Annotated in this window: 26 protein-coding genes; 13 read left to right on the top strand and 13 right to left on the bottom strand. The window is 40.3% G+C overall.

Going from position 1 to position 25,657, the window contains the following annotated elements; genetic code table 11:
• The first annotated feature begins 207 nt into the window (after positions 1 to 207).
• Together queD and R2S10_RS14305 are read left to right on the top strand one after the other, a co-directional pair.
• A complete protein-coding gene (gene queD, locus R2S10_RS14310; protein WP_316841097.1) occupies positions 208 to 561 on the top strand; it encodes a 6-carboxytetrahydropterin synthase QueD in 354 nt (117 codons plus the stop codon).
• Complete coding sequence (locus R2S10_RS14305; RefSeq protein WP_316841096.1) at positions 551 to 1,585, top strand: COX15/CtaA family protein; 1,035 nt, start codon at positions 551 to 553, stop codon at positions 1,583 to 1,585. The genes queD and R2S10_RS14305 overlap by 11 nt, the downstream gene beginning before the upstream one ends.
• A gap of 192 nt (positions 1,586 to 1,777) precedes the next feature.
• Here the strand turns inward: R2S10_RS14305 and tsf are convergent, their stop codons facing one another.
• The 5 genes from tsf to R2S10_RS14280 form a co-directional block, all read right to left on the bottom strand.
• On the bottom strand, positions 1,778 to 2,617 hold the full coding sequence (tsf, locus tag R2S10_RS14300) for a translation elongation factor Ts (RefSeq protein WP_316841095.1): 840 nt from the start codon (positions 2,615 to 2,617) through the stop codon (positions 1,778 to 1,780).
• A 101-nt stretch (positions 2,618 to 2,718) separates the two neighbouring features.
• Positions 2,719 to 3,546 carry a 30S ribosomal protein S2 gene (gene rpsB / locus R2S10_RS14295; protein WP_062550776.1) on the bottom strand — a complete coding sequence of 276 codons (828 nt, stop codon included), beginning with the start codon at positions 3,544 to 3,546 and terminating at the stop codon, positions 2,719 to 2,721.
• A gap of 19 nt (positions 3,547 to 3,565) precedes the next feature.
• Entirely contained in the window at positions 3,566 to 3,952 is a 387-nt protein-coding gene (gene rpsI, locus R2S10_RS14290; protein WP_069378174.1) for a 30S ribosomal protein S9, read from the bottom strand.
• Positions 3,953 to 3,968: 16 nt separating this feature from the next.
• Complete coding sequence (gene rplM, locus R2S10_RS14285) at positions 3,969 to 4,412, bottom strand: 50S ribosomal protein L13 (RefSeq protein WP_062550778.1); 444 nt, start codon at positions 4,410 to 4,412, stop codon at positions 3,969 to 3,971.
• Between the two features lie 446 nt (positions 4,413 to 4,858).
• The gene (locus R2S10_RS14280) at positions 4,859 to 5,227 is read right to left on the bottom strand and encodes a hypothetical protein (protein WP_316841094.1); all 369 of its coding nucleotides are present in this window, start codon (positions 5,225 to 5,227) and stop codon (positions 4,859 to 4,861) included.
• A 189-nt stretch (positions 5,228 to 5,416) separates the two neighbouring features.
• Between R2S10_RS14280 and R2S10_RS14275 the strand changes: the two genes are divergently transcribed.
• From R2S10_RS14275 to R2S10_RS14265, 3 genes are read left to right on the top strand one after another with little or no spacing between them, the layout of a single operon-like run.
• Positions 5,417 to 5,623 carry a YtxH domain-containing protein gene (locus R2S10_RS14275; protein ID WP_062550780.1) on the top strand — a complete coding sequence of 69 codons (207 nt, stop codon included), beginning with the start codon at positions 5,417 to 5,419 and terminating at the stop codon, positions 5,621 to 5,623.
• Between the two features lie 8 nt (positions 5,624 to 5,631).
• Positions 5,632 to 7,029, top strand: coding sequence for an MBL fold metallo-hydrolase (locus R2S10_RS14270; protein ID WP_316841093.1), 1,398 nt, complete (start codon positions 5,632 to 5,634; stop codon positions 7,027 to 7,029).
• Between the two features lie 28 nt (positions 7,030 to 7,057).
• Positions 7,058 to 7,747 (top strand): class I SAM-dependent methyltransferase, encoded by a 690-nt coding sequence (locus tag R2S10_RS14265; RefSeq protein WP_316841092.1) that lies wholly within the window; start codon positions 7,058 to 7,060, stop codon positions 7,745 to 7,747.
• A 64-nt stretch (positions 7,748 to 7,811) separates the two neighbouring features.
• Here R2S10_RS14265 and pepT read toward each other — a convergent pair whose 3' ends face one another.
• The gene (gene pepT / locus R2S10_RS14260) at positions 7,812 to 9,065 is read right to left on the bottom strand and encodes a peptidase T (RefSeq protein WP_316841091.1); all 1,254 of its coding nucleotides are present in this window, start codon (positions 9,063 to 9,065) and stop codon (positions 7,812 to 7,814) included.
• Between the two features lie 29 nt (positions 9,066 to 9,094).
• Here pepT and R2S10_RS14255 point away from each other — a divergent pair, with 29 nt between their 5' ends.
• From R2S10_RS14255 to R2S10_RS14245, 3 genes are read left to right on the top strand one after another with little or no spacing between them, the layout of a single operon-like run.
• Positions 9,095 to 9,796 carry an outer membrane beta-barrel protein gene (locus tag R2S10_RS14255; protein ID WP_316841090.1) on the top strand — a complete coding sequence of 234 codons (702 nt, stop codon included), beginning with the start codon at positions 9,095 to 9,097 and terminating at the stop codon, positions 9,794 to 9,796.
• Between the two features lie 10 nt (positions 9,797 to 9,806).
• Complete coding sequence (locus R2S10_RS14250) at positions 9,807 to 11,546, top strand: M14 family metallopeptidase (RefSeq protein ID WP_316841089.1); 1,740 nt, start codon at positions 9,807 to 9,809, stop codon at positions 11,544 to 11,546.
• A gap of 2 nt (positions 11,547 to 11,548) precedes the next feature.
• Positions 11,549 to 12,157 carry a rhomboid family intramembrane serine protease gene (locus tag R2S10_RS14245; protein WP_316841088.1) on the top strand — a complete coding sequence of 203 codons (609 nt, stop codon included), beginning with the start codon at positions 11,549 to 11,551 and terminating at the stop codon, positions 12,155 to 12,157.
• Here the strand turns inward: R2S10_RS14245 and R2S10_RS14240 are convergent.
• Positions 12,147 to 13,115 (bottom strand): hypothetical protein, encoded by a 969-nt coding sequence (locus R2S10_RS14240; protein ID WP_316841087.1) that lies wholly within the window; start codon positions 13,113 to 13,115, stop codon positions 12,147 to 12,149. The genes R2S10_RS14245 and R2S10_RS14240 overlap by 11 nt on opposite strands.
• Before the next feature lie 83 nt (positions 13,116 to 13,198).
• Here R2S10_RS14240 and R2S10_RS14235 point away from each other — a divergent pair, with 83 nt between their 5' ends.
• Positions 13,199 to 14,245 (top strand): dipeptide epimerase, encoded by a 1,047-nt coding sequence (locus R2S10_RS14235; RefSeq protein WP_316841086.1) that lies wholly within the window; start codon positions 13,199 to 13,201, stop codon positions 14,243 to 14,245.
• Here the strand turns inward: R2S10_RS14235 and R2S10_RS14230 are convergent.
• Positions 14,214 to 14,420 (bottom strand): DUF6358 family protein, encoded by a 207-nt coding sequence (locus tag R2S10_RS14230; protein WP_182958556.1) that lies wholly within the window; start codon positions 14,418 to 14,420, stop codon positions 14,214 to 14,216. The genes R2S10_RS14235 and R2S10_RS14230 overlap by 32 nt on opposite strands.
• 3 nt (positions 14,421 to 14,423) lie before the next feature.
• On the bottom strand, positions 14,424 to 14,741 hold the full coding sequence (locus R2S10_RS14225; RefSeq protein ID WP_062551225.1) for a rhodanese-like domain-containing protein: 318 nt from the start codon (positions 14,739 to 14,741) through the stop codon (positions 14,424 to 14,426).
• A gap of 170 nt (positions 14,742 to 14,911) precedes the next feature.
• Here R2S10_RS14225 and R2S10_RS14220 point away from each other — a divergent pair, with 170 nt between their 5' ends.
• From R2S10_RS14220 to R2S10_RS14210, 3 genes are all read left to right on the top strand, one after another.
• Entirely contained in the window at positions 14,912 to 16,009 is a 1,098-nt protein-coding gene (locus tag R2S10_RS14220) for a DUF4407 domain-containing protein (RefSeq protein WP_316841085.1), read from the top strand.
• A 181-nt stretch (positions 16,010 to 16,190) separates the two neighbouring features.
• The gene (locus R2S10_RS14215; protein ID WP_316841084.1) at positions 16,191 to 17,498 is read left to right on the top strand and encodes a M20/M25/M40 family metallo-hydrolase; all 1,308 of its coding nucleotides are present in this window, start codon (positions 16,191 to 16,193) and stop codon (positions 17,496 to 17,498) included.
• 15 nt (positions 17,499 to 17,513) lie between these two features.
• The gene (locus R2S10_RS14210; protein WP_316841083.1) at positions 17,514 to 20,840 is read left to right on the top strand and encodes a PDZ domain-containing protein; all 3,327 of its coding nucleotides are present in this window, start codon (positions 17,514 to 17,516) and stop codon (positions 20,838 to 20,840) included.
• Positions 20,841 to 20,862: 22 nt separating this feature from the next.
• On the opposite strand, the gene R2S10_RS14205 is transcribed toward R2S10_RS14210, so the two are convergent.
• Both R2S10_RS14205 and R2S10_RS14200 read right to left on the bottom strand, forming a co-directional pair.
• Positions 20,863 to 21,357, bottom strand: a complete 495-nt coding sequence (locus R2S10_RS14205; RefSeq protein ID WP_316841082.1) for a GNAT family N-acetyltransferase — start codon at positions 21,355 to 21,357, stop codon at positions 20,863 to 20,865.
• On the bottom strand, positions 21,354 to 21,917 hold the full coding sequence (locus R2S10_RS14200) for a thiamine pyrophosphokinase (RefSeq protein WP_316841081.1): 564 nt from the start codon (positions 21,915 to 21,917) through the stop codon (positions 21,354 to 21,356). The genes R2S10_RS14205 and R2S10_RS14200 overlap by 4 nt, the downstream gene beginning before the upstream one ends.
• 80 nt (positions 21,918 to 21,997) lie before the next feature.
• On the opposite strand from R2S10_RS14200, the gene R2S10_RS14195 reads away from it, so the two are divergent.
• Positions 21,998 to 22,597 carry a sigma-70 family RNA polymerase sigma factor gene (locus R2S10_RS14195; protein ID WP_316841080.1) on the top strand — a complete coding sequence of 200 codons (600 nt, stop codon included), beginning with the start codon at positions 21,998 to 22,000 and terminating at the stop codon, positions 22,595 to 22,597.
• Positions 22,598 to 22,720: 123 nt separating this feature from the next.
• On the opposite strand, the gene R2S10_RS14190 is transcribed toward R2S10_RS14195, so the two are convergent.
• Together R2S10_RS14190 and R2S10_RS14185 are read right to left on the bottom strand one after the other, a co-directional pair.
• Entirely contained in the window at positions 22,721 to 24,043 is a 1,323-nt protein-coding gene (locus R2S10_RS14190; RefSeq protein WP_316841079.1) for a glycosyl hydrolase family 18 protein, read from the bottom strand.
• 24 nt (positions 24,044 to 24,067) lie between these two features.
• Entirely contained in the window at positions 24,068 to 25,654 is a 1,587-nt protein-coding gene (locus R2S10_RS14185) for a SusD/RagB family nutrient-binding outer membrane lipoprotein (RefSeq protein WP_316841078.1), read from the bottom strand.
• Positions 25,655 to 25,657: the final 3 nt, after the last annotated feature.

Below are 25,657 nucleotides of genomic sequence, written 5' to 3'. Positions count from 1 at the left end.
AGTACGAAAATTAACCGCCCCAGCAAACAATATCAACCTTATAATTGTATTGCATTCCTAACTCCGTACAGCACAGCCTATAAATCGTAAACCAAATCCTATATATTCGATATTTCTCCCTCAATATCATTTGATTTCGAGCGAATATGATCTCTATCATTTCCTGATTACTCAACAAAGTGGAAATTTGGACATTATTCATTTGAGATGATCATATACAAATCCTTCAGTTTTGATTCCGCACATTACCTACCTTATGTACCCACAGGCCACAAATGCGGTGGTATGCATGGCCACACCTATACCTTAAAAGTATTCCTGACCGGGACTCCAGAAATAGAAACCGGTTGGATCCTTGATTACACGGATCTAAAAAATGGCATCCGTCCAATTATTGAGTTATTAGACCATAAAGTACTAAATGAGATTCCTGGACTGGAAAATCCGACGGCCGAGCTGCTCAGTTTGTGGTTATGGAAAAAGATCAAGCCAATATTTCCCGGCTTATGCAAGATAGAACTTAATGAAACACCAGGAACAGGAGTGATTTATGAAGGATAACGCTAAGCGGGCTGTTGCCATTTGGCTATATTTCGGTGCTTTCTGTATTATGGTTCAGATTTTATTGGGTGGTATTACCAGACTAAGTGGTTCCGGTCTTTCCATTACAGAATGGAAGCCTTTAATGGGTTTTCTTCCTCCATTAAACGAGGTAGAATGGCAGCATAGCTTTGATCAGTACAAAAAGATTGCTCAGTTTCAATTGGTTAATGCGCACTTTTCGCTAGAAGACTATAAATCAATCTTTTTTTGGGAGTGGTTTCATCGAAATTGGGCGCGATTTATTGGTATTGCCTTCATACTTCCCTTTGGTTATTTCCTATTCAAAAGAAAAATAGACCAGAAACTCATCCTACCCATTTTCATTCTTTTCCTACTGGGTTTACTCCAGGCGGTAATTGGCTGGCTGATGGTAAAAAGCGGATTAAATGACACCGACATTAGTGTAAGTCACATCAGACTTGCCATTCATTTTATTTCCGCCATCATATTACTTGGTTACACCTTATGGTTGGCCTTCAAATTAAGCCTGGATCACTTAAAAATGAGACACCGACTACAGTTTTCGAAATTAAATACAATTATACTTGTATTGCTTTTCCTTCAACTGATTTACGGTGCAATGATGGCCGGAACGCATGCTGCACTTGCTGCGCCTACCTGGCCAGACATAAATGGATCTATTCTACCCCCAAACCTATTGGGCCAAGTTTTTTCCATACATCAACTCACTGAAAACCTATTGATGATCCAGTTTGTGCATCGTTTCCTGGCTTATACCATTTGCTTATTGATCCTCCTGATGTATATACGGACGTCATCCTGGAAAATCAACAAGTATTTAGCTTATGTCCGGATTGCTCCGCCGCTATTAGTATTGATACAGATCATATCTGGTATTGCGGCATTAATTCATAGTTTAAATGGCGATTATAAGAGCTACGCCCTATTTCATCAGTTTATTGGAATGCTCTTAACCATCTCGTTACTACTCCTACTCTTTCTCAATCAAAAGAAAACATAACAGACAATACCTACTGAAAGTATAAACAGGAAACTGTGAGTAAAACCCGGAAGATTGAGGAAGCGTAACACTGAAGAGTGCAAGACAGCGAGCAGTCAGAGGAAAAAGAGGCAGTTATAAAGCCCCAAAAACAGACATAAAAAAAATAAGGTGCCTTTTGGACACCCTATTTTTTTTATGATTAAAGAAGGATTAAGCTCCTAATTGTACACGTTTGAATGCGATAACGGTTAGACCGGCAGCAGTATCATTTAAGAATTTACGAACGTCTTTAGAAGAATCTTTAACGAATTCCTGGTTTAATAAAGTACTGTCTTTGTAGAATTTATTCAATTTACCAGCAGCAATTTTTTCTACCATTTCTTCAGGTTTACCTTCAGCACGGATTTGTTCTTTAGCGATTTCAGTTTCACGCTCAATAGTAGTTGAGTCAACATCAGCTTTATCTAAAGCAACTGGGTTCATTGCAGCGATTTGCATAGCTACATCTTTACCAGCTTCATCAGCGCCATCAAATGCTTGGTTTAAAGCAACCAATACACCTAAACGGTAGTTACCGTGGATGTAAGGAATAACTTTTTCACCTGAAACAGTTTCGAATTTAGAGATACCGATTTTCTCACCGATTTTACCAGTGTTTTCGATGATGATCTCAGAAACTTTCTGACCATCAATTTCTAAAGATAAAAGTTCTTCTAAAGAAGCAGGGTTTTTCTCGATAGCAAGGTCAGTGAATTTGTTAGCTAAAGCTACGAAATCAGCATTTTTAGCAACGAAATCAGTTTCGCAGTTTAATTCAACAACAACACCACGTTTACCGTCTGCTGTAGCTTTTGCGATTACAACACCTTCATTAGAATCACGGTCCTGACGAGAAGCTGCTACTTTAGCACCTTTTTTACGTAAGTAATCAACCGCTGCTTCGAAATCACCGTTAGTTTCGATCAATGCTTTTTTGCAATCCATCATACCAGAACCGGTTTGTTGGCGTAATTTATTTACGTCTGCTGCAGAAATTTGTACTGTAGACATCTTATTTCTTTTTAAGTTTTTATTTAAAAAATTATGGGTTGTACGATGTATGTTGTAAGGAAAAACCCGCAACGTACAACATACAACCCATATTATATTATTTAAGCTTCTTCGCTAGTACCTTCTTCTTCAGTATCAGCATTCACTTTTTTTCTTCTTGCGCCAGGAGCAGCAGCTTCTGGAGCATCAGCAGCAGCTTTAGCAGCTACAGCTTCTTTTTCAGTTTCTTCGTCTTTTTCGCGTTTGCGCTCGTCTAAACCTTCTTCAATTGCTTTGATGATTACATCAGTAATTAAAGAGATAGATTTAGTAGCATCATCATTCGCTGGAATTGGGAAATCGATGTTAGAAGGATCAGAGTTAGTATCAACCATTGCGAAAGTTGGAATGTTTAATTTCAACGCTTCGCTAACTGCGATATGTTCTTTTTTAACGTCAATTAAAAAGATAGCAGCTGGCAAACGGTTAAGATCCGCGATACCACCTAATAAGCTTTCTAATTTAATACGCTCACGTTGGATCATTAAACGCTCTTTCTTAGAAAGGATCGAGTAAGTTCCGTCTTTAGTCATCTTGTCGATGTTAGACATCTTTTTGATAGACTTGCGAACAGTAGCAAAGTTGGTTAACATACCACCTAACCAACGTTCAGTTACGAAAGGCATGTTTACTTTTTTTGCTTGATCAGCAACGATTTCTTTAGCTTGTTTCTTAGTAGCTACGAAAAGAATCTTACGACCAGATTTAACGATCTGTTTGATTGCTGAAGCAGCTTCTTCAGTTTTAGTTAAAGTTTTATTTAAATCTATAATGTGGATTCCATTGCGCTCCATGAAAATGTAAGGCGCCATTTTTGGGTTCCATTTACGGGTAAGGTGACCGAAGTGTACACCTGCATCCAATAAGTCTTGATATGTAGTTCTTGCCATTGTGTTTGTCTCCTTAAGATTAACGTTTACTGAATTGGAATTTCTTACGTGCTTTCTTACGTCCTGGTTTCTTACGTTCAACCATACGCATATCACGGGTCATTAACCCTTTAGCGCGTAATGCTGGTTTTTTCTCAGCATCCAATTCCACAATAGCTTTAGCGATAGCTAAACGAACTGCTTCTGCTTGACCTTTGATACCACCACCAGCTACATTCACGTTAACATCGTATTGGCCAGTCAATTCAGAAACTTCGAATGATTGGTTAACAATGTACTGTAAAGGTAATGTTGGGAAATATACTTTATGATCTTTACCGTTTACGGTAATTGTGCCGTTGCCTTCTTTTAAATAGATGCGCGCAACAGCAGTTTTTCTTCTTCCTGAAGTGTTAGTAACTGACATTTCTTTCTTCCTTTAATTAAAGTGTAATGGTTTTTGGTGATTGTGCTGCATGAGGATGCTCTGTACCTGCATAAACAAAAAGGTTGGTGTATAATTTAGCACCAAGTTTTGTTTTAGGTAACATACCACGTACCGCTTTCTCGATAACACGCTTAGGATGTTTCGCCATTAACTCTTTAGGAGAAATGAAACGCTGACCACCTGGGTAACCAGTGTAAGAAATATAGCGTTTGTCGCTGAATTTATTTCCTGTCAATTTAACCTTATCTGCATTGATAACGATAACGTTATCACCGCAGTCTACGTGTGGGGTATACTCAGGCTTGTTTTTACCACGGATGATCATAGCGATCTTCGATGACAAGCGCCCCAAAATCTCGCCTTGTGCGTCAACAACAACCCACTGTTTGTTAACAGTTTTTGCATTGGCAGAGACAGTTTTGTAACTTAACGTATTCACTTGCTTGTATTTAATTTGTTAAACAATTATTTATTGACCCTAAGATTTAGGGACTGCAAAGATAGACAGAATTATTTAAATACCAAACAGTTGGAGAAAGATAGTTTGTTTATTTAATGCAGATACGAAAAATTAACCGCAGCAATATGAAAGAGAAGTTGCGATCAGTTCAATAAATGGAGAAAGCCAGGAAGTAGTATCCGGGAAGACTGGCTCCTTCAGATAGGGCTCAGAAGGGCTTCGATAAGGGTTGGGATAGGGTTGGCTTAGGGTTTAGCTATCCGAACCCTAAGCCAACCCTATCCCAACCCTTACCAGACCATAGACTCTTCCCGGACAGTACTTAGCTTCTTTTTCCTCGAAAAAACTTCTTTAACTATTAAAAGTTAGTATGAAAGTAGATTAAATTCTAAATGGATAGCCAATTGGTTCCAAAGGAGCAATCGCTAAATAGCAGCTTGATGCTTTCTAAAATACCGAAAACATAAAATCAGTTGCAGCAAGATGACCAACAGGAATACTCCGGTCGGAATCAAATAGCTCCAAACATCGGCATAATACCGATGGTCTATCGCAAACTGTACAACATATGTACAACCAAGTGCCAAATATGCCCAAAAACAAAGACAGCCCGTAGCCAACAGGCCAAGTATCAAATCAAAACGACCTTCTTCTTGTATCTTTTTAATCACAAGCACATTAAAAAGCACCAGGATGCCAATTCCCACAATTAACAGTAAATTGTAGGCTGTTATAAACAGCAGCGTGTAAGTCATGGCCAGGAAAATATTCAGATAAGACAGTTGTTTCAACATTTTCTCTAATTTACCACATAATCATTGCCTAATTTAACTCATTTCAACTCCATTTAAAAGCACAAACAAATTATTCGGCACCGTCTTTGTTAACTATTTGACGAAAATTAACAATTAAAGAACGTATCGGTTTTACCCTGTTCTACAGGAATATGGCTGATCGTGGATCACAAATCAAAAACTACATTTATGAAAAAGGAAACTAAAATAATTGCAGGAATACTAGCTGGAGCTGCACTTGGTGCTGCCATTGCGTTGATTATTTCATCAGATAAAGATGGAGAGATGAAAGACAAAGTATCAGATTGGTTTTGTGACCTATTAGATTCCTCAAAAGAAAAACTAGTAGATGCTGCGAGTCAGGTAAAAGACACTATTGCTAAAGTTAGAGCTTAAGGGAATTAATGAAGATTGCATTTCATGGGGCGGCACGTACCGTTACAGGTAGTAAACACCTGATTACTTTAAAAAATAACACTCAAATATTATTGGACTGCGGGCTGTTTCAGGGTCTTGGTAATTTGACTGAAGGATTCAATGAATCTTTTGGTTTTGATCCTGCTCAGGTAAATTCTCTCGTTTTGTCTCATGCACATATAGACCATTGCGGTTTATTACCTCGATTGGTTGCTGAGGGGTTTAGAGGAAATATTTACTGTACTCCTGCCACCAAAGACCTTTGTCGGATTCTGTTGCTGGACTCTGCAAAGATCCAAACACAGGATGCCGAGTACGCAAATAAGAAATTGCGAGAGGGCGAACCCGCTGAAATGCCTTTGTACACAGAAAAAGATGTGCTGCAAACCCTGGAACAGTTTAAAGTTGTTCCCTACGATCAGGATTTCCAAATCGACCCAAATGTGTCTCTAAAATTTACAGATGCAGGTCATATTGTGGGCAGTGCAGCAGTGCATTTGAAAATCACTGAAGATGGAAAAACGATAAACCTTACTTTCAGTGGTGATGTGGGTAGGTATGGAGACTTATTATTAAAAAGCCCCCAATCCTTCCCACAGGCAGATTACGTTATCATTGAATCTACTTACGGAGACTCCCTACATCAGGATGTTGCACCGATGGAAGATACTTTAAGAGAAATTATCGAGCAGACCTGTATCATTAAAAAAGGTAAAGTCATCATTCCGGCATTTAGTGTGGGCCGTACTCAGGAATTACTTTACGCATTAAATGCGATCGAGCTGAAAGGTGAGTTGCCTGATGTGCAGTATTACGTAGATAGTCCCTTGTCTTTACAGGCAACGGAGGTATTGAGAAACCACCCGGAAGTATACAACAACGGGGTAAAAGAAGTGATGAAAGTTGACCGCGACATCTTCGGGTTTAAAGGCTTAAAATTCATTGAAAGCGTGGAAGAGTCGAAAGCGTTGAATGGCGATCCCCGTCCATGTGTGATCATTTCTTCTTCCGGAATGGCCGAAGGAGGCCGAGTGAAACACCATATCCGCAATAACATCAGCGATCAGAAAAACACGATCCTGATGGTTGGTTACGCAGAACCGAGATCATTAGCGGGAAAACTATTGGCGGGGCAAAAAAAAGTATGGTTGTTTGGCCAGGATTATGACGTAGTTGCCGACATCCGTTCCATCAAATCGATGAGTGCGCATGGCGATTATGAAGATCTGCTACAGTTCTTATCCGGTCAGAATCCAGCCTTACTGAAACAGGTTTTTCTGGTACATGGAGAATACAAAGTCCAGCAGATATTTGCACAGCACCTACAGGATAAAGGCTTCCAAAATATCGTTATCCCGGAACAACATCAGGAATTTGAGGTCTAACCATTAAAGGTTTTTTTATCTTTGCCAGATGGACGTTTTTGGTGAAGCCTTAAAAGATCAGTTTAGAAAACCACCTGCAGAGACCCTGTGGGTACATAATTCTTATGATGAACCGGAAGAGATGCCGGTTGACATTTATTTTAGAGATGAAGCAGAAATGCCAGAGCTTGAGCTTAAAGCCATGGAACTCTGTAAAGGAAAAGTGCTGGATGTGGGTGCAGGTGTGGGTAGTCATGCCCTTGTGCTTCAAAATCGCGGCTTCGATGTGACTGGTATGGACATCTCCGCTCCTGCGGTTGAGATCATGAAGGAACGTGGATTGAAGCAGGCTATTGAAGGGAATATCCTGACCTATACCGATCAGAAATACGACACGCTTCTGTTCATGATGAATGGAATTGGCCTGACAGGTTCCATCTCCGGATTAACATCCTTCTTAAAACAAGTTAAAAACTTATTGAATCCAGGTGGGCAATTGATATTTGATAGTTCCGACCTCTCCTATCTTTACCAGGAAATTCCATTTCCGAGTCATGGGTATTTTGGGGAGGTGAGTTTCAGGTATGAATACAAGGGACTAAAAGGCAATTGGTTTAAATGGGTATACGTAGACCAAAGCACACTCCTGGAGATTGCGAAAGCAAATGGCTGGGATCCGGAAATTATTTTTGAAGATGGACAGGATCAATACCTGGCCAGACTGACTATAAAAGCATAATTGAATCAATAAAAAAGGGGCCTGTCGTTATCAAAACCGCAGGCCCCCTTTTCTTGTTGATCGATTAGGCTTTTTCTTCCCAGATCGCTGCTATATTAATAATCGTTTCTACTGCTTTTTCCATATCCTGAACTGAAGCCCATTCTTGTTTGCCATGAAATGCATGCTCGCCGGCAAAGATATTAGGACAAGGTAAGCCCATAAAAGAAAGACGTGAACCGTCGGTACCACCTCTGATGCTTTGTCTTTTTGGCGTAATTCCAGCTCTTTCTATAGCTTCTACACCATAAGCAATCACTTGTGGATATTCATCCAATACCTTTTTCATATTGCGGTATTGTTCTGTGATTTTAAGTTCGTAGGTAGAGTTTGGAAAGTCTTCAATGATGTTTCTTACTGTTGCATCCAACAATTCGCCGTTTGCTTCCAGTTGTTCATCATCAAAAGCGCGTAGGATAAAACGTGCTTCTGCCTGTTCTACACTTCCGCTGATCGTTACAGGATGAATAAACCCTTCTTTTCCTTCTGTAGATTCTGGAGAAAGGCAATCTGAAGGCAATGAACTGATCACATCTGACAAAATTTTGATGGCACTTTCCATCTTATCTTTTGCAAATCCAGGGTGCGTACTTACTCCTTTAATGGTCAATACTGCTCCATCTGCTGAGAAAGTCTCATCTTCAATGGATCCTAAAGTTTCTCCATCTACGGTATATGCAAACTTAGCACCTAATTTTTCCAGGTCTGCTTTATCTACACCTCTGCCGATTTCTTCATCAGGGGTAAATAAAATCTTTATTGTCCCGTGTTTGAAGCTTGGATTTTGCATTAAGAAAGATGCGGCTTCCATAATTTCTGCCAAACCGGCTTTATTATCAGCCCCTAACAATGTTGTTCCACTCGCCGTGAAGATGTCATTACCGATCTGGTGTTTCAAATCAGGGTGTTCCGACATTTTCAACACAATGCTATGGTCATCAGGAAGGATCAGGTCCTGTCCTTGATAATTGGCATGAATAATTGGTTTTACATTGGTTCCGCTACAGTCTGGAGAAGTATCCATATGCGAGCAAAAACAAATTACAGGTACATCCTTCTCTGTATTTGAAGGAATAGTCGCATATACGTAACCAAAATCATCAAGATGAGCATCAGTGATCCCCAATTCTAATAATTCCTCCACAAGAACCTTCCCTAAGTTCTTTTGCTTCTCTGTAGAAGGTACCGTGGTTGACGTTGGGTCTGATTGCGTATCGATTTGCACGTATTTAGCAAATCGGTTTTGAAGGGAATTGTTTTTATTTTGATAATTTAGCATAGTCTTAAAAAAAAACAAAGCTAAATAATTTGAAAGCAATTATCACTGGATGCCTGTCACTTCTATTCGTTATTCCTGCTAAATCTCAATCCAATTTCTATAAAGTCAGTGCCGGTGGAGGTTTCGGACTTACCCAATCTTTTACTGATGTTAAAAAAAGTAATTTCGGTTTGGCCGGTTATGGGGTAATTGACTACTACTTCAGTCCTTTTATCAGTGCAGGAATAGAGGGCCAAATGGGAGAAATAAATGGCAGTGACGCGAAGAAAGACCCTAACGCGAGACAATTTATCAACGCTTATACAGCGATTAACCTAAATACAAAATTCGGATTAGGGGCATTGATCGATTATAACCCCGGTAGCTTTGCGAGTAAAATCAAAGGGCTATACCTTGGAGCTGGACTTGGCGTAGTGATGAACTCGGTGAGTAACGTACGAAAAAGCACACCGACTCAGGTCACACGATATCCGGGTAAAGATCAATCCAATGACATTCTTGTTCCGATCAATCTGGGAATTAATTTTTATTTCACAGAAAGATCCGGTTATACCCGATACATCCTAAATTTCAATTATCAAAGCAACTTCACTTTGGGAGAAGGTCTGGATGGCTACGACAACTCTACTGTAAATTTCAAAAGCGGCAACCCTGATATTTATACTTATTTTTCTGCCGGAATACGATATCAGTTTGGCAGTATGGGCCTGCATAATAAAACCATATTCTAATCCAATATTCATGAACCGTTTCATACCCGCTCTTTTTCTTTGTGTCTCGCTTAATGGCTTTGCGCAACAAACCCCATATGAAAAAAGTGGAAAAACTGCTACCGCAACTTATACAGAGGCCATACAGCATTACCAGACTTTGTCGGATAACTATCCACAAGCCAGATTACTGACTTACGGGGCTACTGATTTCGGCAAACCTTTACAATTACTTGTATTGTCAAAAGACAAGGTATTTGATCCTGTTGCCATCAGAAAAAATAACAAAAGAATATTATTGATTAATAATGGCATCCATCCGGGAGAACCGGAAGGCATTGATGCAAGTATGATGTTGGCCAGAGACTTACTTCAGCGGAAACAATTGCCCAGTGATGTAGTCATCTGCATCATTCCTATCTATAACATTGATGGCGCCTTTAACCGTAACGGAACATCCAGAGCAAATCAAAATGGCCCTGTGGCCTATGGATTTCGGGGGAATAGTAAAAATTATGACCTGAACCGTGATTTTATCAAGACAGATTCCCGCAATTCCGCAGCGTTTCAACAGATCTTCAATATCTGGCAACCGGAAATATTTGTAGACACACATACCAGCAATGGCGCCGACTATTCCTATACCATGACGCTCATACCTACTCAAAAGGATAAATTGCAATCCGGTCTGTCTACCTATTTAACGGAGGCTATGCTGCCTTCCTTATACGATCAAATGAAAAACAAGGGTTATGAAATGACTCCTTATGTAAATTCTGTGGAAGAAAGTCCGGATCAGGGCATCACTGGTTTTCTGGAATCACCGCGTTATTCTACAGGCTACACAACCCTGCACAATACCATCGGCTTTATGCCTGAAACACATATGCTCAAAGCCTACGGTAAAAGAGTAGATGCTACTTATAAATTGTTGCAAACATATATTGATGTTGTGGAAAGAGATGCGGCCCTTATTGGTGAAAACCGGAAAAAAGCTGATGCTGCAGTTTCCTTACAACAACATTTCCCTATCAGCTGGACGCTCGACAAAAGCAAGGAAAGTAAAATTGTTTTTAAGGGTTATACCGCAAAATATAAACCCAGCGAAGTAAGCGGTCTCCCGAGGTTATACTATGACAGAGCTGCTCCTTATACTAAAGAGATCAAGTCCTGGAATACTTTTGTACCCGCAATAACAGTAGAGAAGCCCATTGCCTATATCATCCCGCAAGCCTGGACGAAAGTAATTGAGTTGCTAAAGTTGAATCGTGTAAAAATGCAGCAATTGTCAAATGACACAGAGATTCCTGTAGAAATATATGAGATCCGCGATTATAAAACAGCAACACGTCCTTATGAAGGCCATTATATGCACACTGCGGTGGTGGTAAATCCAGTGCAACAGAATTTGTTATTTTATGAAGGTGATTATGTTGTGTATGTGAACCAGCCAGTGAACCGATACATTGTGGAAACACTGGAGCCACAAGCCATGGATTCTTTTTTCAACTGGAACTTCTTCGATTCGATCCTTGGGATGAAAGAACATTTTTCTGCGTATGTATTTGAAGATACCGCAGCAGAACTGCTAAAAAAAGACCCTGCTTTAAAGGCGAAATTGGAACAGGAAAAGTTGGCAAAACCAGAATTATCAAAAAATGCGGAGGCTCAACTCGACTTTATCTATAAAAATTCCGTTTATTACGAGAAAACTCACCTGCGCTATCCTATTGGAAGAATGCAGCAAGCACAACAATTAAATTTAAAATAACAATGGATTACCTTACCCATACCCCCGTTGCCTCGATCATTTTCCTTTTCACCATCATTACCAGTATTTATGCTTTTAATGACCACGGACTGTTTGGGAAGTTTATGTTACACCCTTATAGCGTGTCCAGGAAGCACAAATTATACACGTTAGTTACTAGTGGTCTGATCCATGCGGATTGGATGCACTTGATTTTTAACATGATGACTTTTTACTTCTTTGCCTTTAGACTGGAAGCCTTAATTGGTTCCTGGGAATTTGGCTTGTTGTACTTTTTGGGTCTGATTTTAAGTGATATCCCATCGGTAATCAAACATAAAGACGACATGTGGTACAATAGCCTTGGTGCTTCCGGCGCCATTAGTGCCGTATTGTTTAGCTTTATCTTATTTGATCCGATGTCTAAGATGATCATTTTCCCGCTACCAATCCCTATCTGGGCATGGTTGTTCGGATTGCTGTATTTAGCGTATTGCTGGCAGATGTCAAAAAGGGCTCAGGATAATATCAATCATGATGCCCACTTTTTCGGTGCATTAACAGGAATGATCGTTACCGTACTTCTTGTTCCGGGGATCATTCCTAATTTTATTGCTCGCCTTATTGGGTAGCAGGCAAACAAGCCGGTTCAAAATAACTGATTGGCTTTGTTGGGTCTTTAATAATTTCAAATAACGTATGTCCCCAAGGTTTCCAGAAATCCTGTAATACCTGGGCATACGTTTTATGTTGCCAATGGTCGAACAAGGCCTTATTCATCGTCCCTCTCAGTGGCATGGCATCAATATAAATAGTTCCTTCTACTGGCATTACCGTATACTCCGGCAACCTGTTAAACAGATAGGCGGAATAATAGAAACGCGCGCAAAGTTCTTCAAATTGTTGAGCGGAAAGTGGTGTTTTACCGATCTGTTCCAGGATTTCCTGATGAAACTTCTTATTTGTTCCATTGTCTTGTAAGCAGGCAATAATCCCAAAATCTTTAAGTTTCAAAGAGAAGGTCAAGGTATTGATTTCATCTCTAAAGCTGAAGCTGGTATCTTGTTCTTCTAAAGGTACGACAACGATAGACCATGGGGTAAAATCTTCATATACTATCGGTCTGTAAATACTTTGAAGCATGGTATTCAGGTTTCCGAATTTATGCATCAGTCCCTGTGACATATTTACACCATCTGCAGAGATCTGCTGTAAACGTACTGCAGCATTCATCTCAATATAAATGAGGCTATACATAAACTTACCGATCCATTTGAATAGCTCTTCTTCTGATAAAGCAGAAACCGCAGCATAACCTTCCGCGAAAGCAGCAGCAATTTTATCTTCCAATGGCTGGATAAACTGAGTATATACTTCGGTATTGCAAGGTACCTTTAAGGTATTGTAAGCACGCACACTCTCGTCCAGCAGCTTGATCTGTTCCTCTCCGGAAAAGTTGGCGACTTTCAATAGCCAGTCGGGCAATACATTGATTTCCTCCACAGGAGCATTAAAGTTGTCACCACTTAAGAAGCAGTTTTTATATTTAAAATCGAAGTTTTTAAATGGCTGATATATCGTGCTATTCATACTGGGTACAATATTAAGTATATTATTTTTACATTCGTTGCAGCGCTGATTTTTTAACTTTGATATTACTAAATACCCAATTTATGTCCATGCAGGTCGCCTATACATCGTACAATCTGGAATTGAAACATCCTTTTACTATTGCCAAATTTTCGAGAACCAGTACTCCTGTGATGCTCCTTAAACTGCGACATGAAAATGAGGAAGGCTATGGAGAAGCATCGATGGTTCCTTATCTGGGAGAGAGTGTAACAACAGCTACTGAGTTTCTAAAAAAAGTAGACTGGAATCGATTTGTATTCCCCTTCAATTTCGAAGAACTGGGTGCTTATCTGGATCATATTGATACGGGGAATACGGCTATAAAAGCAGGTATAGACATCGCATTGAATGATTTAAATGGGAAGCTATTGCATAAAGCCTGCTATGAAATCTATGGTGCTGATCCTTCCAAAATGCCGCTTGCGTCTTATACCATTGGTATCGATGAACCGGAGGTGATTAAGGAAAAAGTACTCGATGCTAAAAATTTTAGCATTCTAAAAGTGAAGTTGGGAAGAGACAATGATAAAGAGCTGATTCAAACTATCCGCAGCCTAACAGATGTCCCTTTATATATCGACGCTAATCAGGGTTGGAACAACAAAAAACAAGCTATTGATATGATTTACTGGCTCCATGACCAGGGGGCGGTGCTGATTGAGCAACCGATGGATAAGTCAGATCTAGAGGGCAATGCCTGGTTAACTGGACGGAGTCCTATCCCTATCCTTGCGGATGAGGCTGTACAAAGGTTAAGTGATTTAGATGGGCTTCGAGGTGCTTACCATGGCATCAACATTAAGCTAATGAAAAGCGCCGGAATGTATGAAGCTTCGCTGATGATCAAAAAGGCACGTTCTTTTGGAATGAAGGTATTGATTGGCTGTATGAGTGAGACTTCCTGTGCTACCCAAGCTGGCATGGCGCTTGCCCCATTGTGCGACTGGGCTGATTTGGATGGCCCCTGGCTAACCAGGAACAATCCTTTTGATACCCCGCAAATCATTGCGGGGAAATATCAGTTGAAAAATCTACCAGGATTAGGTCTAGAAGGGATTAACCCTTCAATTCTGCTTCCTTTTTCTTAAGTGTTGCACGCATCTCTTTCATCAGTTGCAGCTTTACATACAGGAAGAAAATACCAGTAGCCACAAAAAGGGCCATGGCCAGGTATTGTTTGTTATTGAACCCCCATGTTCCACCGAAGATGGAAATGATCAGTCCTAAATTGTAAAAAACGTTTAATGCTATTTTCTTTCCCATGATTTAGTATACAGGCATATTAGGATCGAAAGCCTCTTTCCAGGCAACGATACCACCTTTAAGGTTATATAAATTGGTTAATCCAAGCATCTGCTCTAATTGCATTACTGCTGCTGCGCTTCTTTTACCACTTCTGCATTGAATAATTACTGGTTTATCCTGAGCAATCTGATCTGCTTCAATTAGGATACCACCTAAAGGGATGTTCAAACCATCAAGATTCGAAGTTTCATATTCGAAAGTTTCCCTAACATCAATCAATTGGAAGTCTTCTTTATTGTCGATCTTTTCTTTTAGTTCCTGAACGGTTATTTCCTTTATCATATTTTTAGCTTTTTTCAAAGATAAGCAATGCTCAAAATATTAAGGATAAAAAAACCACAAAATCACATTCAAATGAAGATAATGAGATCATTTCGAGCAAATTACTGTAACAACTAAGTGAGCTGGGCGTTTAATAGTCAGTCTTTAGTAACTTTGGATTTTACATCATGAATTCTATATCTCGTTTCTTCTGGTTCTGCTCGGGGGCGCACATTTCCACACTCGAGAAACACCCCACTGAACATAATAAATACCTGGGAATAGGTGCTACCATTTTCTTTACAGGTTTATTTGCCGCTCTATCAGGTGGCTATGCTATGTATTTCGTTTTTAAAGGAGATACAGCCGCAGTATTGTTTGCTCTGTTTTTTGGCTTGATCTGGGGATTAGCCATATTTAATATGGACCGGTATATTGTGGCCAGTATCAATAAAAACGCCAGTACGAACAAGCAAATTCTACAGGCTACGCCAAGGATTTTACTGGCCATCATGATTGGACTGGTGATCTCTCGTCCACTGGAATTGAAAATATTTGATAAAGAGATCAAGGAAAGGCTGAAAGTAAGTTATCTGAACAACCAGCGTTCCAAGATTGACACGTTAAATGCTTCATTCGGGAATAAGTATAAGATAGAGATCGGAAAACTTAATGAAGCAAAGACTGAGCGCGATTCTTTGGCGGGTGCCATTAAGACGGACCGTCAGAAGTTAAACTTTGAGATCTTTGGTAATAAGACATTGGAAACTTCCGGTGTAATGGGTTATGGTCCTTATGCGAAACGGAAAGAAGCTGAGCTGAAGCAAAGGGAGCAAAATTTGGATACATTAACAGCTGACGTCCGTGCCTTAGAGAAATTTGTGGACGGGAGAAAACAATTTGATGGGCTGATGACGGAGAAACTGTATACCGGGAAACAACTGGACAGTCTTAGCAATCTTGCGGGATTTGCAGATAGAAACTGGGCATTGGGACAGTTGAGTTTCAATACCGACGGTACCAGAGATGTGAATACCTCCCTTGCGGTCACTTTCATTGGCCTTCTTTTTATCTTCTTTGAATGTTTGCCTGTATTTGTGAAACTCATGAGTGATAGTGGTCCTTATGATCATTCTGTACAGAACCTGGAAGCCACACAAGTGTACGCTTCCGACAAGGATAAAGAGTACGAGATTGCCGTTATAGATGGCGTTCAGGAAACGCGTATTGAGACAGAGATTGAACGTAGAAAAAGACAGCTAACACATCCTACTCCGGTAGAATAGCCTCTTGTCTATAAAGTAAATAAGGATTTACTATTTAGCCTGGCTAGTACACCAGGCTATTATTCCTTAATCAAGGCGTAACATTTCGCTTTATCAACTACTCTAATCAATTCCTCATAAACCGCTACCTAAAAGCAGGAATGAGGAACAATGTGAACCATAAAAAAACAATTATATTCTGATGAAAAAAACCATTTACACTTTATTTATAGTGTTCCTGGCGCAGCAATCTTTTGCGCAGAACATTGATAAGATCATTACCCGACCATATGTGGAGCGCCTGATTAAGACGCTAAGCAGTGATGAGATGGAAGGCCGTGCCACTTACTCTCCGGGAATTGAAAAAGCCGCAGATTTTATTGCCGCTGAATTTAAAAGTATCGGCCTCAAACCCCTGGAAGGAACTAGCTTCCGACAGTCCTTCAGCAAGAAAAAGTTAAAACCGGTTAGTACGAAAGTAATTATTGATGGCAAAGAGGTTCCTGCTTCGGATATCCTTGTATATGGAAACACAGCGGAAAACCAGGTATTCGATAAGAGTAGCAGTGCTGGCTGGATAAAAATGGACCCAGAAAAACCATTCATGGCTCAACTCAGAGCATTGAGTAAAGAAAATAAAAAGCAGCTGGTTCTGGTAGATCCGAAATTTGCTGATGCTTTCAAAAGAATCCGCGATTACCTGGCTCAAGGTGCAGACCTTGATGAGAAAAAAGCGAATGATGATGCTACTGCTTTTGTTCTTGTACTCGGTGTAGATACAGTTGCTAATGATTTTAAAGTAGAATTAAAAAATAAGCTGGAAACATTGTCTTTGTTTAATGTAGCTGGTGTACTCCCAGGAAAATCCAAAGCAAAAGAGCTGGTGGTATTTTCAGGTCATTATGACCATTTGGGAATCATGAAAGCAGAAGGCACAGACAGCATCGCTAATGGTGCAGATGATGATGCTTCCGGCACTACTGCCGTGATCGCCCTAGCGAAATACTACAAAAAACTAAACAACAATGAACGCACGCTCATCTTTGTTGCCTTTACTGCAGAAGAAATCGGTGGTTTTGGCGCAAAACATTTCTCAGAAAAACTAAACCCTGATGAAGTGGTAGCGATGTTCAACATTGAAATGATTGGTAAAGACAGCAAGTTCGGTAAGAACACGGCCTTCATCACTGGCTTCGACAAGTCTGACTTTGGGAAGATCTTACAGAAAAACCTGGAAGGCACAGAATTTACGTTCCATCCAGACCCTTATCCACAACAAAACCTCTTTTACAGAAGCGACAACGCGACATTAGCCGCATTAGGTGTTCCTGCACATACCATCAGTACGGATCAAATTGATAGTGATAAATTTTATCATACGGTAAAAGATGAATTTGAAACACTGGATGTAGACAATATCTTATCGACCATCAAAGGGATTGCAAAAAGTGCAAATACAATTGTAAAAGGCACAGACACCCCTACCAGAATTCCTAAATTAAGTAATTAACTATAGCCCTATTTTATGACCTTTCTTAAACCTAATCAACTGTCATTTCTAGCCGCTGCAGCATTATCGGTCACGATGACATTGGGATTTACCCTCCCTGTTAATGCGCAAAAACAAGAAACCCTTTTAATCCGTAGCCCTTCAGTAAGTGCCAATCATATGGCTTTTGTTTATGGTGGCGACATCTGGATCTCCGACAAAGACGGTAGCAATCCAAGGCGGCTGACTGTAAACCCGGCCGTTGAACAAAATCCCTTGTTCTCTCCTGATGGGAAACAAATCGCTTTTACCGGAAACTATGATGGCAATACGGATGTTTATGTCATTCCAATTGAAGGTGGCGATCCTAAGCGTGTCACTTTTCACCCTTCAGCAGATGTACTGAGAGGATGGCTTGACAATAACCAATTGTACTTTACTTCGACCAGAGACTTTCAATTTGCTTTAAGTCCGAGGATGCACCAGATCAATATCGATGGAACTGCTGAAAAGGCATTACCTATGCCGGAAGCTGCGCAAGGGACGCCTTCAGCTGACAAAAGATACTGGGCTTACATCAAAAACTCAGACCCTTCTGAACGCTCGAATGTCGCTTTTAAACGTTATCGTGGTGGAGGGATGCCACAGATCTGGATCTTTGACACCCAAACAAAGGACATAGAAATCATTCCTGGTCCGGGTTCCAATAATGTGAAACCACAATGGATAGGCAATAAGATTTATTTCTTGTCAGACAGGGACCTGACCATGAACCTATTCAGTTATGATGTTAAAAGCAAAAAGACTGAAAAGTTAACGAATTTCAAGGATTACGACATCAAAACATTGACTGCCGGTCCAGGAGCTGTTGTTTTTGAACAAGCTGGTAAAGCACATATTTTAGAAACTGCGAACAACAAAGTTAGTAGTGTAGCCATCAATATTCAGGCAGATGCACCCTACAAAAGGCCTCATTATATTAATATGGCCGGTGATATCCGCAATTCAGAAATCTCTCCTTCCGGAGTCAGAGCTTTGTTTGAAAGTCGCGGGGAGATCTATTCTGTTCCTAAAGAAAAAGGTGATGCTAGAAACTTATCTAACTCACCAGGTAGTTATGAGAAATTCCCGGCATGGTCGCCAGATGGGAAGTATATTTCTTATTTGTCCGATAAAAATGGCAGTTATCAGTTGGTACTCCTGAATCAGGCAACGAAAGCAGCACCAATTTATATCCCTCTTGGAAAAACGCCGTTTTATTATCAACCAGTATGGTCGCCTGATAGTAAAAAACTATTCTATGGTGATGCTCACTTGAATTTGTTCTATATCGATATCAATGACCGTAAGCCGGTATTGGTGAAGGCAGATAAAGATGGTTCCTCTCCTAACAGGTCATTTAGTGCGCTACAGCCGGCCTGGTCGCCGGATTCCAAATGGATTTCTTATGTAGCAACCTTACCAAATTCGGTAAGTGCCGCCTATATATACAACCTGGATACTGAAAAACATACACAGGTAACTGATGGGATGAGTGATGTTAATGGACCTACTTTCAGCAGAGACGGTAAATATCTATTCTTCCTGGCGAGTACTGATGTTGGCTTAACCAATAGCGGATTACACATGTCGGCTTACCAACGTCCGGTAAATTACAACGCTTACGCACTGATTCTTTCTAAGAAAACACCTTCTTTATATAAAACAGAAAGTGACGAAGAGGTCGTAAAATCTGAGGATACACCAGCGAAGAAAAAAGAAGAGCCTAAAAAAGACGCTTCGAAAAAAGATAAGAAAGGAAAAGAAGAAGAGAAGCCAGCTGCTCCTCCGGTAAAGAAAACCACAGAGATTGACCTTGATGATTTGAGTGGTCGTATTATTTCACTTCCTATTCCTTCCAGTGGACTTCAAGGACTGGATGGTGCTGTAGACGGCCAATTGCTTTATTTTAGAAATGGAGAACTTGGTGCCCTGGATTTGAAAAAAATGGAAACCAGCACACTGGTTACCGGAATTTCTAGTCTGAGCATCAGTGCTGATGGAAAATCTATGCTATATGGCTCCAGAGGGAACTATTATATTGTTGATGCCGGAAAAAAACCAGGTAGCTCAGAAAGTGGAAAGCTAAAACTGGAAGGTATCAAGGTATTGGTAGACCCTGCAGCTGAGTGGAAACAGATGTTTGATGAGGTTTGGAGTATGGAGAAAGATTTCTTCTATGTAGAAAACATGCATGGTGCCGATTGGCCTGCGATGAAAGTGAAGTATGAGAAGTTCCTTCCATATGTAAACCATCGCTCAGATCTTTCTTATGTTTTCAATGAGATGATGGGTGAGATGGTTGTTGGACACAATTACATATCTCCAGGTGATGAGCCTGAAGCGCCTTCTGTTTCTGTAGGCATGCTGGGTGCAGACTATGAAATCGAGAATGGATTTTATAAGATCAAAAAGATTTTCACCCGTTTGGATTGGAATCCAAGCTTTAAAGCGCCACTTGCAGAACCTGGGCTAAACATCAAAGAAGGTGATTATATCCTGTCTGTAGAGGGTGTACCCTTGACTTCAAAAACTTCTATTTATAGTCTTTTTGATTTCAAAGCAGGTAAGCAGGTTGCAATAAAAGTGAACAGCAAACCAAGTTTAGATGGTGCGAGAGAAGTGGTGGTGGTACCTGTATCTGGCGGACAAGAGTTCGAGTTGAGAAAGATGGACTGGGTTGAAAGCAACCGTAAAAGAGTAGATAAACTAAGTGATGGCAAAATCGCTTATGTGTATATGCCTAATACCGGTCCTGATGGATACGCGTATTTCAACAGGTATTATTTCTCACAAATGGATAAAAAAGCCTTGTTGATAGACGAAAGAAACAATGGTGGCGGTTGGGTAGCAGATTATGTGATCGACCTGTTGAGCCGTGAGTTGATGAGTTACTGGGCCATCAGAGATGGGAAAAGTTTCACCACTCCAGGTAATGGAATCTTTGGTCCAAAAGCCATGTTGATGAATGAGAATGCAGGTTCTGGAGGCGATATGATGCCGTATATGTTTAAAAAGAGAGGCTTAGGTAAATTAGTTGGTCGTACTACGATGGGTATCCTTGTAGGAATCAGCGGTTATCCAAAGTTACTTGATGGTGGAAGCATCACCTCCCCTAACTTCGGTGTTTATGATACTGATGGAAAATGGATTATCGAAAATGAAGGCGTAGCACCTGATATCTTCGTAGAACAGACGCCTAAAGACTTACTGGAAGGTAGAGATCCTCAATTAGATCGTACCATTAAAGTGCTGCAGGACGAAATGAAAACTTATAAATACCCGAATGTAACTAAGCCTAAAGATCCAATACGCGGTCATTAAGCAATGAAAAGGCCATCTTTTATCAGATGGTCTTTTCCATTACATAATCATTCATAAAGAAACCGTTGCCAATTTCCAGGTTAACGGTTTCTTTTATTTTAAATCCGGCCTTTTTATAAAACTCCGTGGATTTATTGGCGCGATTCACATTTAATTCCAGGCTTTTACCACCTGCTTCCCTTACCTTGTCGAACACCTCATTGATCAGGAATTTACCCACGCCCATGCCATGAACTTCCGGCAACACATAAAGCTTGTGCAGTTTATAGGCATCCTTTCGGTCATCCAGCTTTGAATAAGAGGCAAAACCCACATCTTTATCCTCAATTTCTGCAATCAGAAAGGCATAACCGGCCAACAGCTGCTCTAGCAAAACGCCTTTATTATACATCTTTTCCAACATATAATCGATTTGTTCCTGGCTAATGATACCGGTATATGTAGGACCCCAGGTGACTTTGGCGATCTCCTGAATGGAACTCAGATCTTTCTCTTTTCCTTTCCTAATTAGGATCATAACTTTTCACTGATAAATAAATAGGAGGTGTTAAACGTGAAGGTGACAAATCCATCATTGATCACAACGAATTCCTCGTTTTCATTTTGTTTCAGGTTACTAGTTTCAAAATAAGACAACACTTCAATATGGAATACACTGTCTTTCGGTTTCCAAACCGAGAAGCCTGACTTTATTGCATAGGCTTTTTCCGTCGCCGTAAATACCACAATATTGATCTCATCTATATAACTACCCAACTCCCTAAGCTTGGTTTTAGTATCAATCACATTAACTGCTGCATATTTTTCTGCGATGAGGTAGTCCAATACCGCATCCAAGGGCTCCCCTTTTGCAGGAATAACTTTTGTATTCTCCTGGAAGAACTCCTGATCGGCAGGGTTCACTACAATGTCTACTTTTAGTCCAAGGCTAATGATTTTCTCATACAATGCAGCATTGACGATTAAAGTAGGACTCCACTCCAAGAGCTGGCCCAGATATTCTTCATTAAACGCGCCCAGATCATGAATATATAATGCGGGTTCTTGTTTTTCTCTAACGATGTGATGTGATGACATAAAGCAAATATATTGTATTTTTTTTCTTATTTTCGTTTAACTTACAAGACGCTTCTTCACGATACAGTAAGCCCTCATCAATGGACGATCAGCAACAGCAATTTATAAAAAATTGGAAGTTATTAGCAGAAGGTGAGAAACAAGGTTTGTATGCTTGTTTCAGCTACTTTTATGATGACCTATACCGATTTGGGTTATCCTTATACAGAAACCCCGAATTGATCAAAGAAAGCATACAAAACCTGTTTATTGAGCTTTGGCAAATTCGAGATAAGTTAAAAGAAGTCAACAACATCCAGCAATATGTTTTTACCATTTATAAGCGGATCATTTTCAAAACCAATCAAACTTTCATCAATACTACTGCTGGAGATGAGGTTTCTTTAGACGATATCGAAGAGCGGTTTATTGCAGAAAGTTCTTATGAAAGCATTCTAATTGCCAGTCAGGAGGACGAACACCTAAAAAAAAGGTTACTGTATGCTTTGAGTTGTTTAACACCCCGACAGAAGGAAATCATTCAAATGCGCTATTTCGATTGCTTGTCTTTTAAAGAGATTGCTGAACGAACCTCTTTGACTGAGCGGACGGTTTATAATACGCTTCATAATGCAGTAAATGTACTGCGGGAGTTGTTACTGTTTCTATGCCTGGTGATGCAGGGAGAACCATGGCAATAGAAAGAGGGTTTCCCCTCTTTCTGTACACGAGCAAATTTTGATTTATTGTACTAAAATTCATCAAAAGATCTTTCCAAAGAGAAACCATCCGGTCCAGGCCTGGCATTCGCTTGATAGATTTAGCTATTTCAAGTCTTTGGCAATGGTTGCCATCAGAGATTTATCCCCTAATACATCATAGTCTGCGGCCCATAAATATGCGCCTTTAAATCCTGTAGCCTTAATATATTTCGCTTTCTTCTCTATTAATGGGATGCCATTATAGAAAACCCCAAAGGCCATGTTAGTGGTCTCCTTACTGAAAGCCTGTGGATCATGATTTAAGATATCGAAATATTTCACATAATCGTAAGAACCCCAACTCAGGTTATTCCCATTGGCATCAATTGCTGTATAACGTAAACCAAAAGCAGGCATTCCCAACACGATCTTATCCTTAGGAAGTAGCGATAGCCAGTTTGCTGCACAGCTGACCATATAATCATAGCTGGAAGACTGCGCTCTGACTGAGCCCGGACTAATAGCACCATCTTCAAAGGCATGGACATTTACCCAATCCGCAGCCGCCAGATTGCCATACTGACCACGTAACCAGTTTGTGGCTACAGTGGCTGTTACTAGTGCTTTTGCTGGTAATGCTGCTTTCAATTCTCTAATCAGCGGTCCTACGGCTGCAATATTTTTATCACCGGAGATGCTAAGGTCAGTCATCATGACATCTACCCCATCCATTTTTCTGGCAATCACATAGGCAACTACCTGCTGAACTAATGCCGCTCTTTTTGCAGGGTCGATGATCACTGCACCAAAATCATTGCTTTCATATCTTGACCACCCATCAATTCCACTTAAATTTCCTGAAATCCCAAGAATCACGGGAGTTTGGTTGATATGTGCCTTGGCGACCAACTCATCCGCAGCGCGGTTCCTTTGTCCGAATGTCACATCTAGTCCGTCGGAATTTACCCAACCACATTTGAAAGCCACATGTGTTACTTTCCCCCAATCGATATCTTTTGCCAATCCATCCGCCGACAAATAAGCTAAAGCCACATTTGTAAAAGGCTTGAAGGTATAGGTACTTGGATTTACTAAAATATTTGAGGTCCGCGAAGTCGTTTTACCATTATAAGAGGCTTCCACACTGATCTTATATTCCCCACCGGCAGTAGGCTTAAAAACAAATGCCGTATCTGAAGAAACCACTTTATCGTTCACCTTCCATACTACACTTGCGCGGTCGGAAGGCGAGAATTGCAAGCCCGTAAAGACCGCGGATTCTCCTTCTGCAATGATGCTACTTGCAAGGCGAAAGGCCCCGTTTCTATCAAAAATTCTAGGGTAAAACTCCCCTTCCTTCCCCGCGTCAGTATCGTCTTTCTTACAACCAGAAAGGATGGAAAGACAAAAGAAAGCGGATAACAGGATATATTTTATGTTGTTCATCTTTTATAAGTTTGGATTAAGAAATTACTGTTTATCCCACCACACGCGTTTGGTCCAATCATCGAGACCGCCAAGAGCTTGTACAGCTTTTGCTACATTTGCTGCATTTTGCTCGGTCTCTTCTAGAGGATATTCCAATCTTCTTGGGATTTCATTGCTATTAGATTCGCTCATTACTCCTGGAATCAACTGCGGAAAACCGGTTCTTCTCCAATTGGCATAAGCTTCCTGTCCATTAAATATTAAAGCCAACCACAACTGCGTGTTGATCATTTCTATTTCTTTCCCAGGTATCATTTTGTTGCTATTGATGAAATTCGTCACCGCAGTATTGGAGATTGTCGGAGATCCCTGAAACAGGCTCAGTTGTCTCATGGCCGCAGCAATTCCTTTTTCATAATGACTTTGTGCATCACCACCCATGTTTAATCCAAAACGGATATTGGCTTCTGCCAATAAGAATTCTACTTCAGCATGAGTAAAGTGTAAAAATGGCGCATCACTTTTAATCAAGTAATTAGCAAATTCCGCTTTCTGCTCCGCATTCGTTAATCTCTTCTCTCCAAAACCTGGAATCTGTACGGGCAAAATATCCAGCCAATCGTTATAAGTATAGCTGGCTGGTTTTACGCCTACATATCCAATTTCAGCAACAACAAGGTCTGTCACATCTATACGGTCAAAGGGTTTAGAATTGATCTCTGTATAGCATCGGATCATATTTTTTAACCTTGGATCATTCGTTTTCACAAACTGATCGACTAAAGTAGTTGTTACTTTTGGAGGCAATTCCGCGCTGTTAATCGTTACCGCAACGGAATTCCCTCTGGCATCATCATCTTTAGATTGTACATTTTCATGCATTAACTTACAGATGTCTTCATGACTGGAGATCAGTCCGGCTGCAAAAGCGGCTTGCGCTTCTGCCTTTGCTCTTTCAGGATTACGTTTTACCAGGCGCATTGCATACCTCAAACGTAGAGAATTGGCAAACTTTTTCCAGGAAGCAATATTTCCGTTATAGAACAAATCACCTTTCAACTGATCTTTTGAGGGGTCAAGCTGTGCAGAAGCTTCCGTCAGTTCTTTAAAAAAATCATTATAGATAGATTCCTGCGTATCAAATTCTGGTCTGATGATCCCATCTTTATACCCTTTTCCTGCTTGCTTATAGGGGATATCGCCATACATATCTGTCATTCTGGCAAATAGCAACACCTTCATGATTCTACATGCTGCATTGATATTGGTTTTTGAGGGATCACCCTGGCTTCTATCTACAGCATCAACAATATTTAAAATATCGTTCCCGTAGTTTACATTCCAAAGAGCGGAGGTATAAGCTCTATTTTTGATATAAAACTGTCCACTTTTTACCAGATATATTCCTGCGGTATGCTGTATAAAAGGCATAGTCAGGATGGTGCTGATCTTTTCATTGACTTCAAAATTCCCTGAATAACGCAACTGTACATTTGCCAGTTGTAGGGCCGGATCTAATCCGCTGGATCTATGAGGATCTGTATTGACACCCCCAAATTTCTTACAAGAGCTAAGTACTAGCATCGTGATCAGGACAGCGGGTATGATTTGATTAAAATATTTTTTCATGTT

Source organism: Pedobacter gandavensis, assembly GCF_032678745.1.
Lineage (GTDB): Bacteria > Bacteroidota > Bacteroidia > Sphingobacteriales > Sphingobacteriaceae > Pedobacter > Pedobacter gandavensis_C.
The sequence above is the reverse complement of the archived record's forward strand: the minus strand, read 5'-3'. Positions and strand labels throughout refer to the sequence as shown.

What these genes read in the sequence shown, in the direction of transcription:
- rpsI (WP_069378174.1), bottom strand. Translation starts at nt 3,952, where the DNA reads ATGTCAGTTACTAACACTTCAGGAAGAAGAAAAACTGCTGTTGCGCGC.
- R2S10_RS14185 (WP_316841078.1), bottom strand. Translation starts at nt 25,654, where the DNA reads ATGAAAAAATATTTTAATCAAATCATACCCGCTGTCCTGATCACGATG.
- R2S10_RS14270 (WP_316841093.1), top strand. Translation starts at nt 5,632, where the DNA reads ATGAAGATTGCATTTCATGGGGCGGCACGTACCGTTACAGGTAGTAAA.
- R2S10_RS14280 (WP_316841094.1), bottom strand. Translation starts at nt 5,227, where the DNA reads ATGTTGAAACAACTGTCTTATCTGAATATTTTCCTGGCCATGACTTAC.
- R2S10_RS14215 (WP_316841084.1), top strand. Translation starts at nt 16,191, where the DNA reads ATGAAAAAAACCATTTACACTTTATTTATAGTGTTCCTGGCGCAGCAA.
- R2S10_RS14220 (WP_316841085.1), top strand. Translation starts at nt 14,912, where the DNA reads ATGAATTCTATATCTCGTTTCTTCTGGTTCTGCTCGGGGGCGCACATT.
- R2S10_RS14305 (WP_316841096.1), top strand. Translation starts at nt 551, where the DNA reads ATGAAGGATAACGCTAAGCGGGCTGTTGCCATTTGGCTATATTTCGGT.
- R2S10_RS14210 (WP_316841083.1), top strand. Translation starts at nt 17,514, where the DNA reads ATGACCTTTCTTAAACCTAATCAACTGTCATTTCTAGCCGCTGCAGCA.
- rpsB (WP_062550776.1), bottom strand. Translation starts at nt 3,546, where the DNA reads ATGGCAAGAACTACATATCAAGACTTATTGGATGCAGGTGTACACTTC.
- queD (WP_316841097.1), top strand. Translation starts at nt 208, where the DNA reads ATGATCATATACAAATCCTTCAGTTTTGATTCCGCACATTACCTACCT.
- R2S10_RS14205 (WP_316841082.1), bottom strand. Translation starts at nt 21,357, where the DNA reads ATGATCCTAATTAGGAAAGGAAAAGAGAAAGATCTGAGTTCCATTCAG.
- R2S10_RS14275 (WP_062550780.1), top strand. Translation starts at nt 5,417, where the DNA reads ATGAAAAAGGAAACTAAAATAATTGCAGGAATACTAGCTGGAGCTGCA.
- pepT (WP_316841091.1), bottom strand. Translation starts at nt 9,065, where the DNA reads ATGCTAAATTATCAAAATAAAAACAATTCCCTTCAAAACCGATTTGCT.
- R2S10_RS14245 (WP_316841088.1), top strand. Translation starts at nt 11,549, where the DNA reads ATGGATTACCTTACCCATACCCCCGTTGCCTCGATCATTTTCCTTTTC.
- R2S10_RS14195 (WP_316841080.1), top strand. Translation starts at nt 21,998, where the DNA reads ATGGACGATCAGCAACAGCAATTTATAAAAAATTGGAAGTTATTAGCA.
- R2S10_RS14265 (WP_316841092.1), top strand. Translation starts at nt 7,058, where the DNA reads ATGGACGTTTTTGGTGAAGCCTTAAAAGATCAGTTTAGAAAACCACCT.
- R2S10_RS14240 (WP_316841087.1), bottom strand. Translation starts at nt 13,115, where the DNA reads ATGAATAGCACGATATATCAGCCATTTAAAAACTTCGATTTTAAATAT.
- R2S10_RS14230 (WP_182958556.1), bottom strand. Translation starts at nt 14,420, where the DNA reads ATGGGAAAGAAAATAGCATTAAACGTTTTTTACAATTTAGGACTGATC.
- tsf (WP_316841095.1), bottom strand. Translation starts at nt 2,617, where the DNA reads ATGTCTACAGTACAAATTTCTGCAGCAGACGTAAATAAATTACGCCAA.
- R2S10_RS14190 (WP_316841079.1), bottom strand. Translation starts at nt 24,043, where the DNA reads ATGAACAACATAAAATATATCCTGTTATCCGCTTTCTTTTGTCTTTCC.
- R2S10_RS14250 (WP_316841089.1), top strand. Translation starts at nt 9,807, where the DNA reads ATGAACCGTTTCATACCCGCTCTTTTTCTTTGTGTCTCGCTTAATGGC.
- R2S10_RS14200 (WP_316841081.1), bottom strand. Translation starts at nt 21,917, where the DNA reads ATGTCATCACATCACATCGTTAGAGAAAAACAAGAACCCGCATTATAT.
- R2S10_RS14235 (WP_316841086.1), top strand. Translation starts at nt 13,199, where the DNA reads ATGTCCATGCAGGTCGCCTATACATCGTACAATCTGGAATTGAAACAT.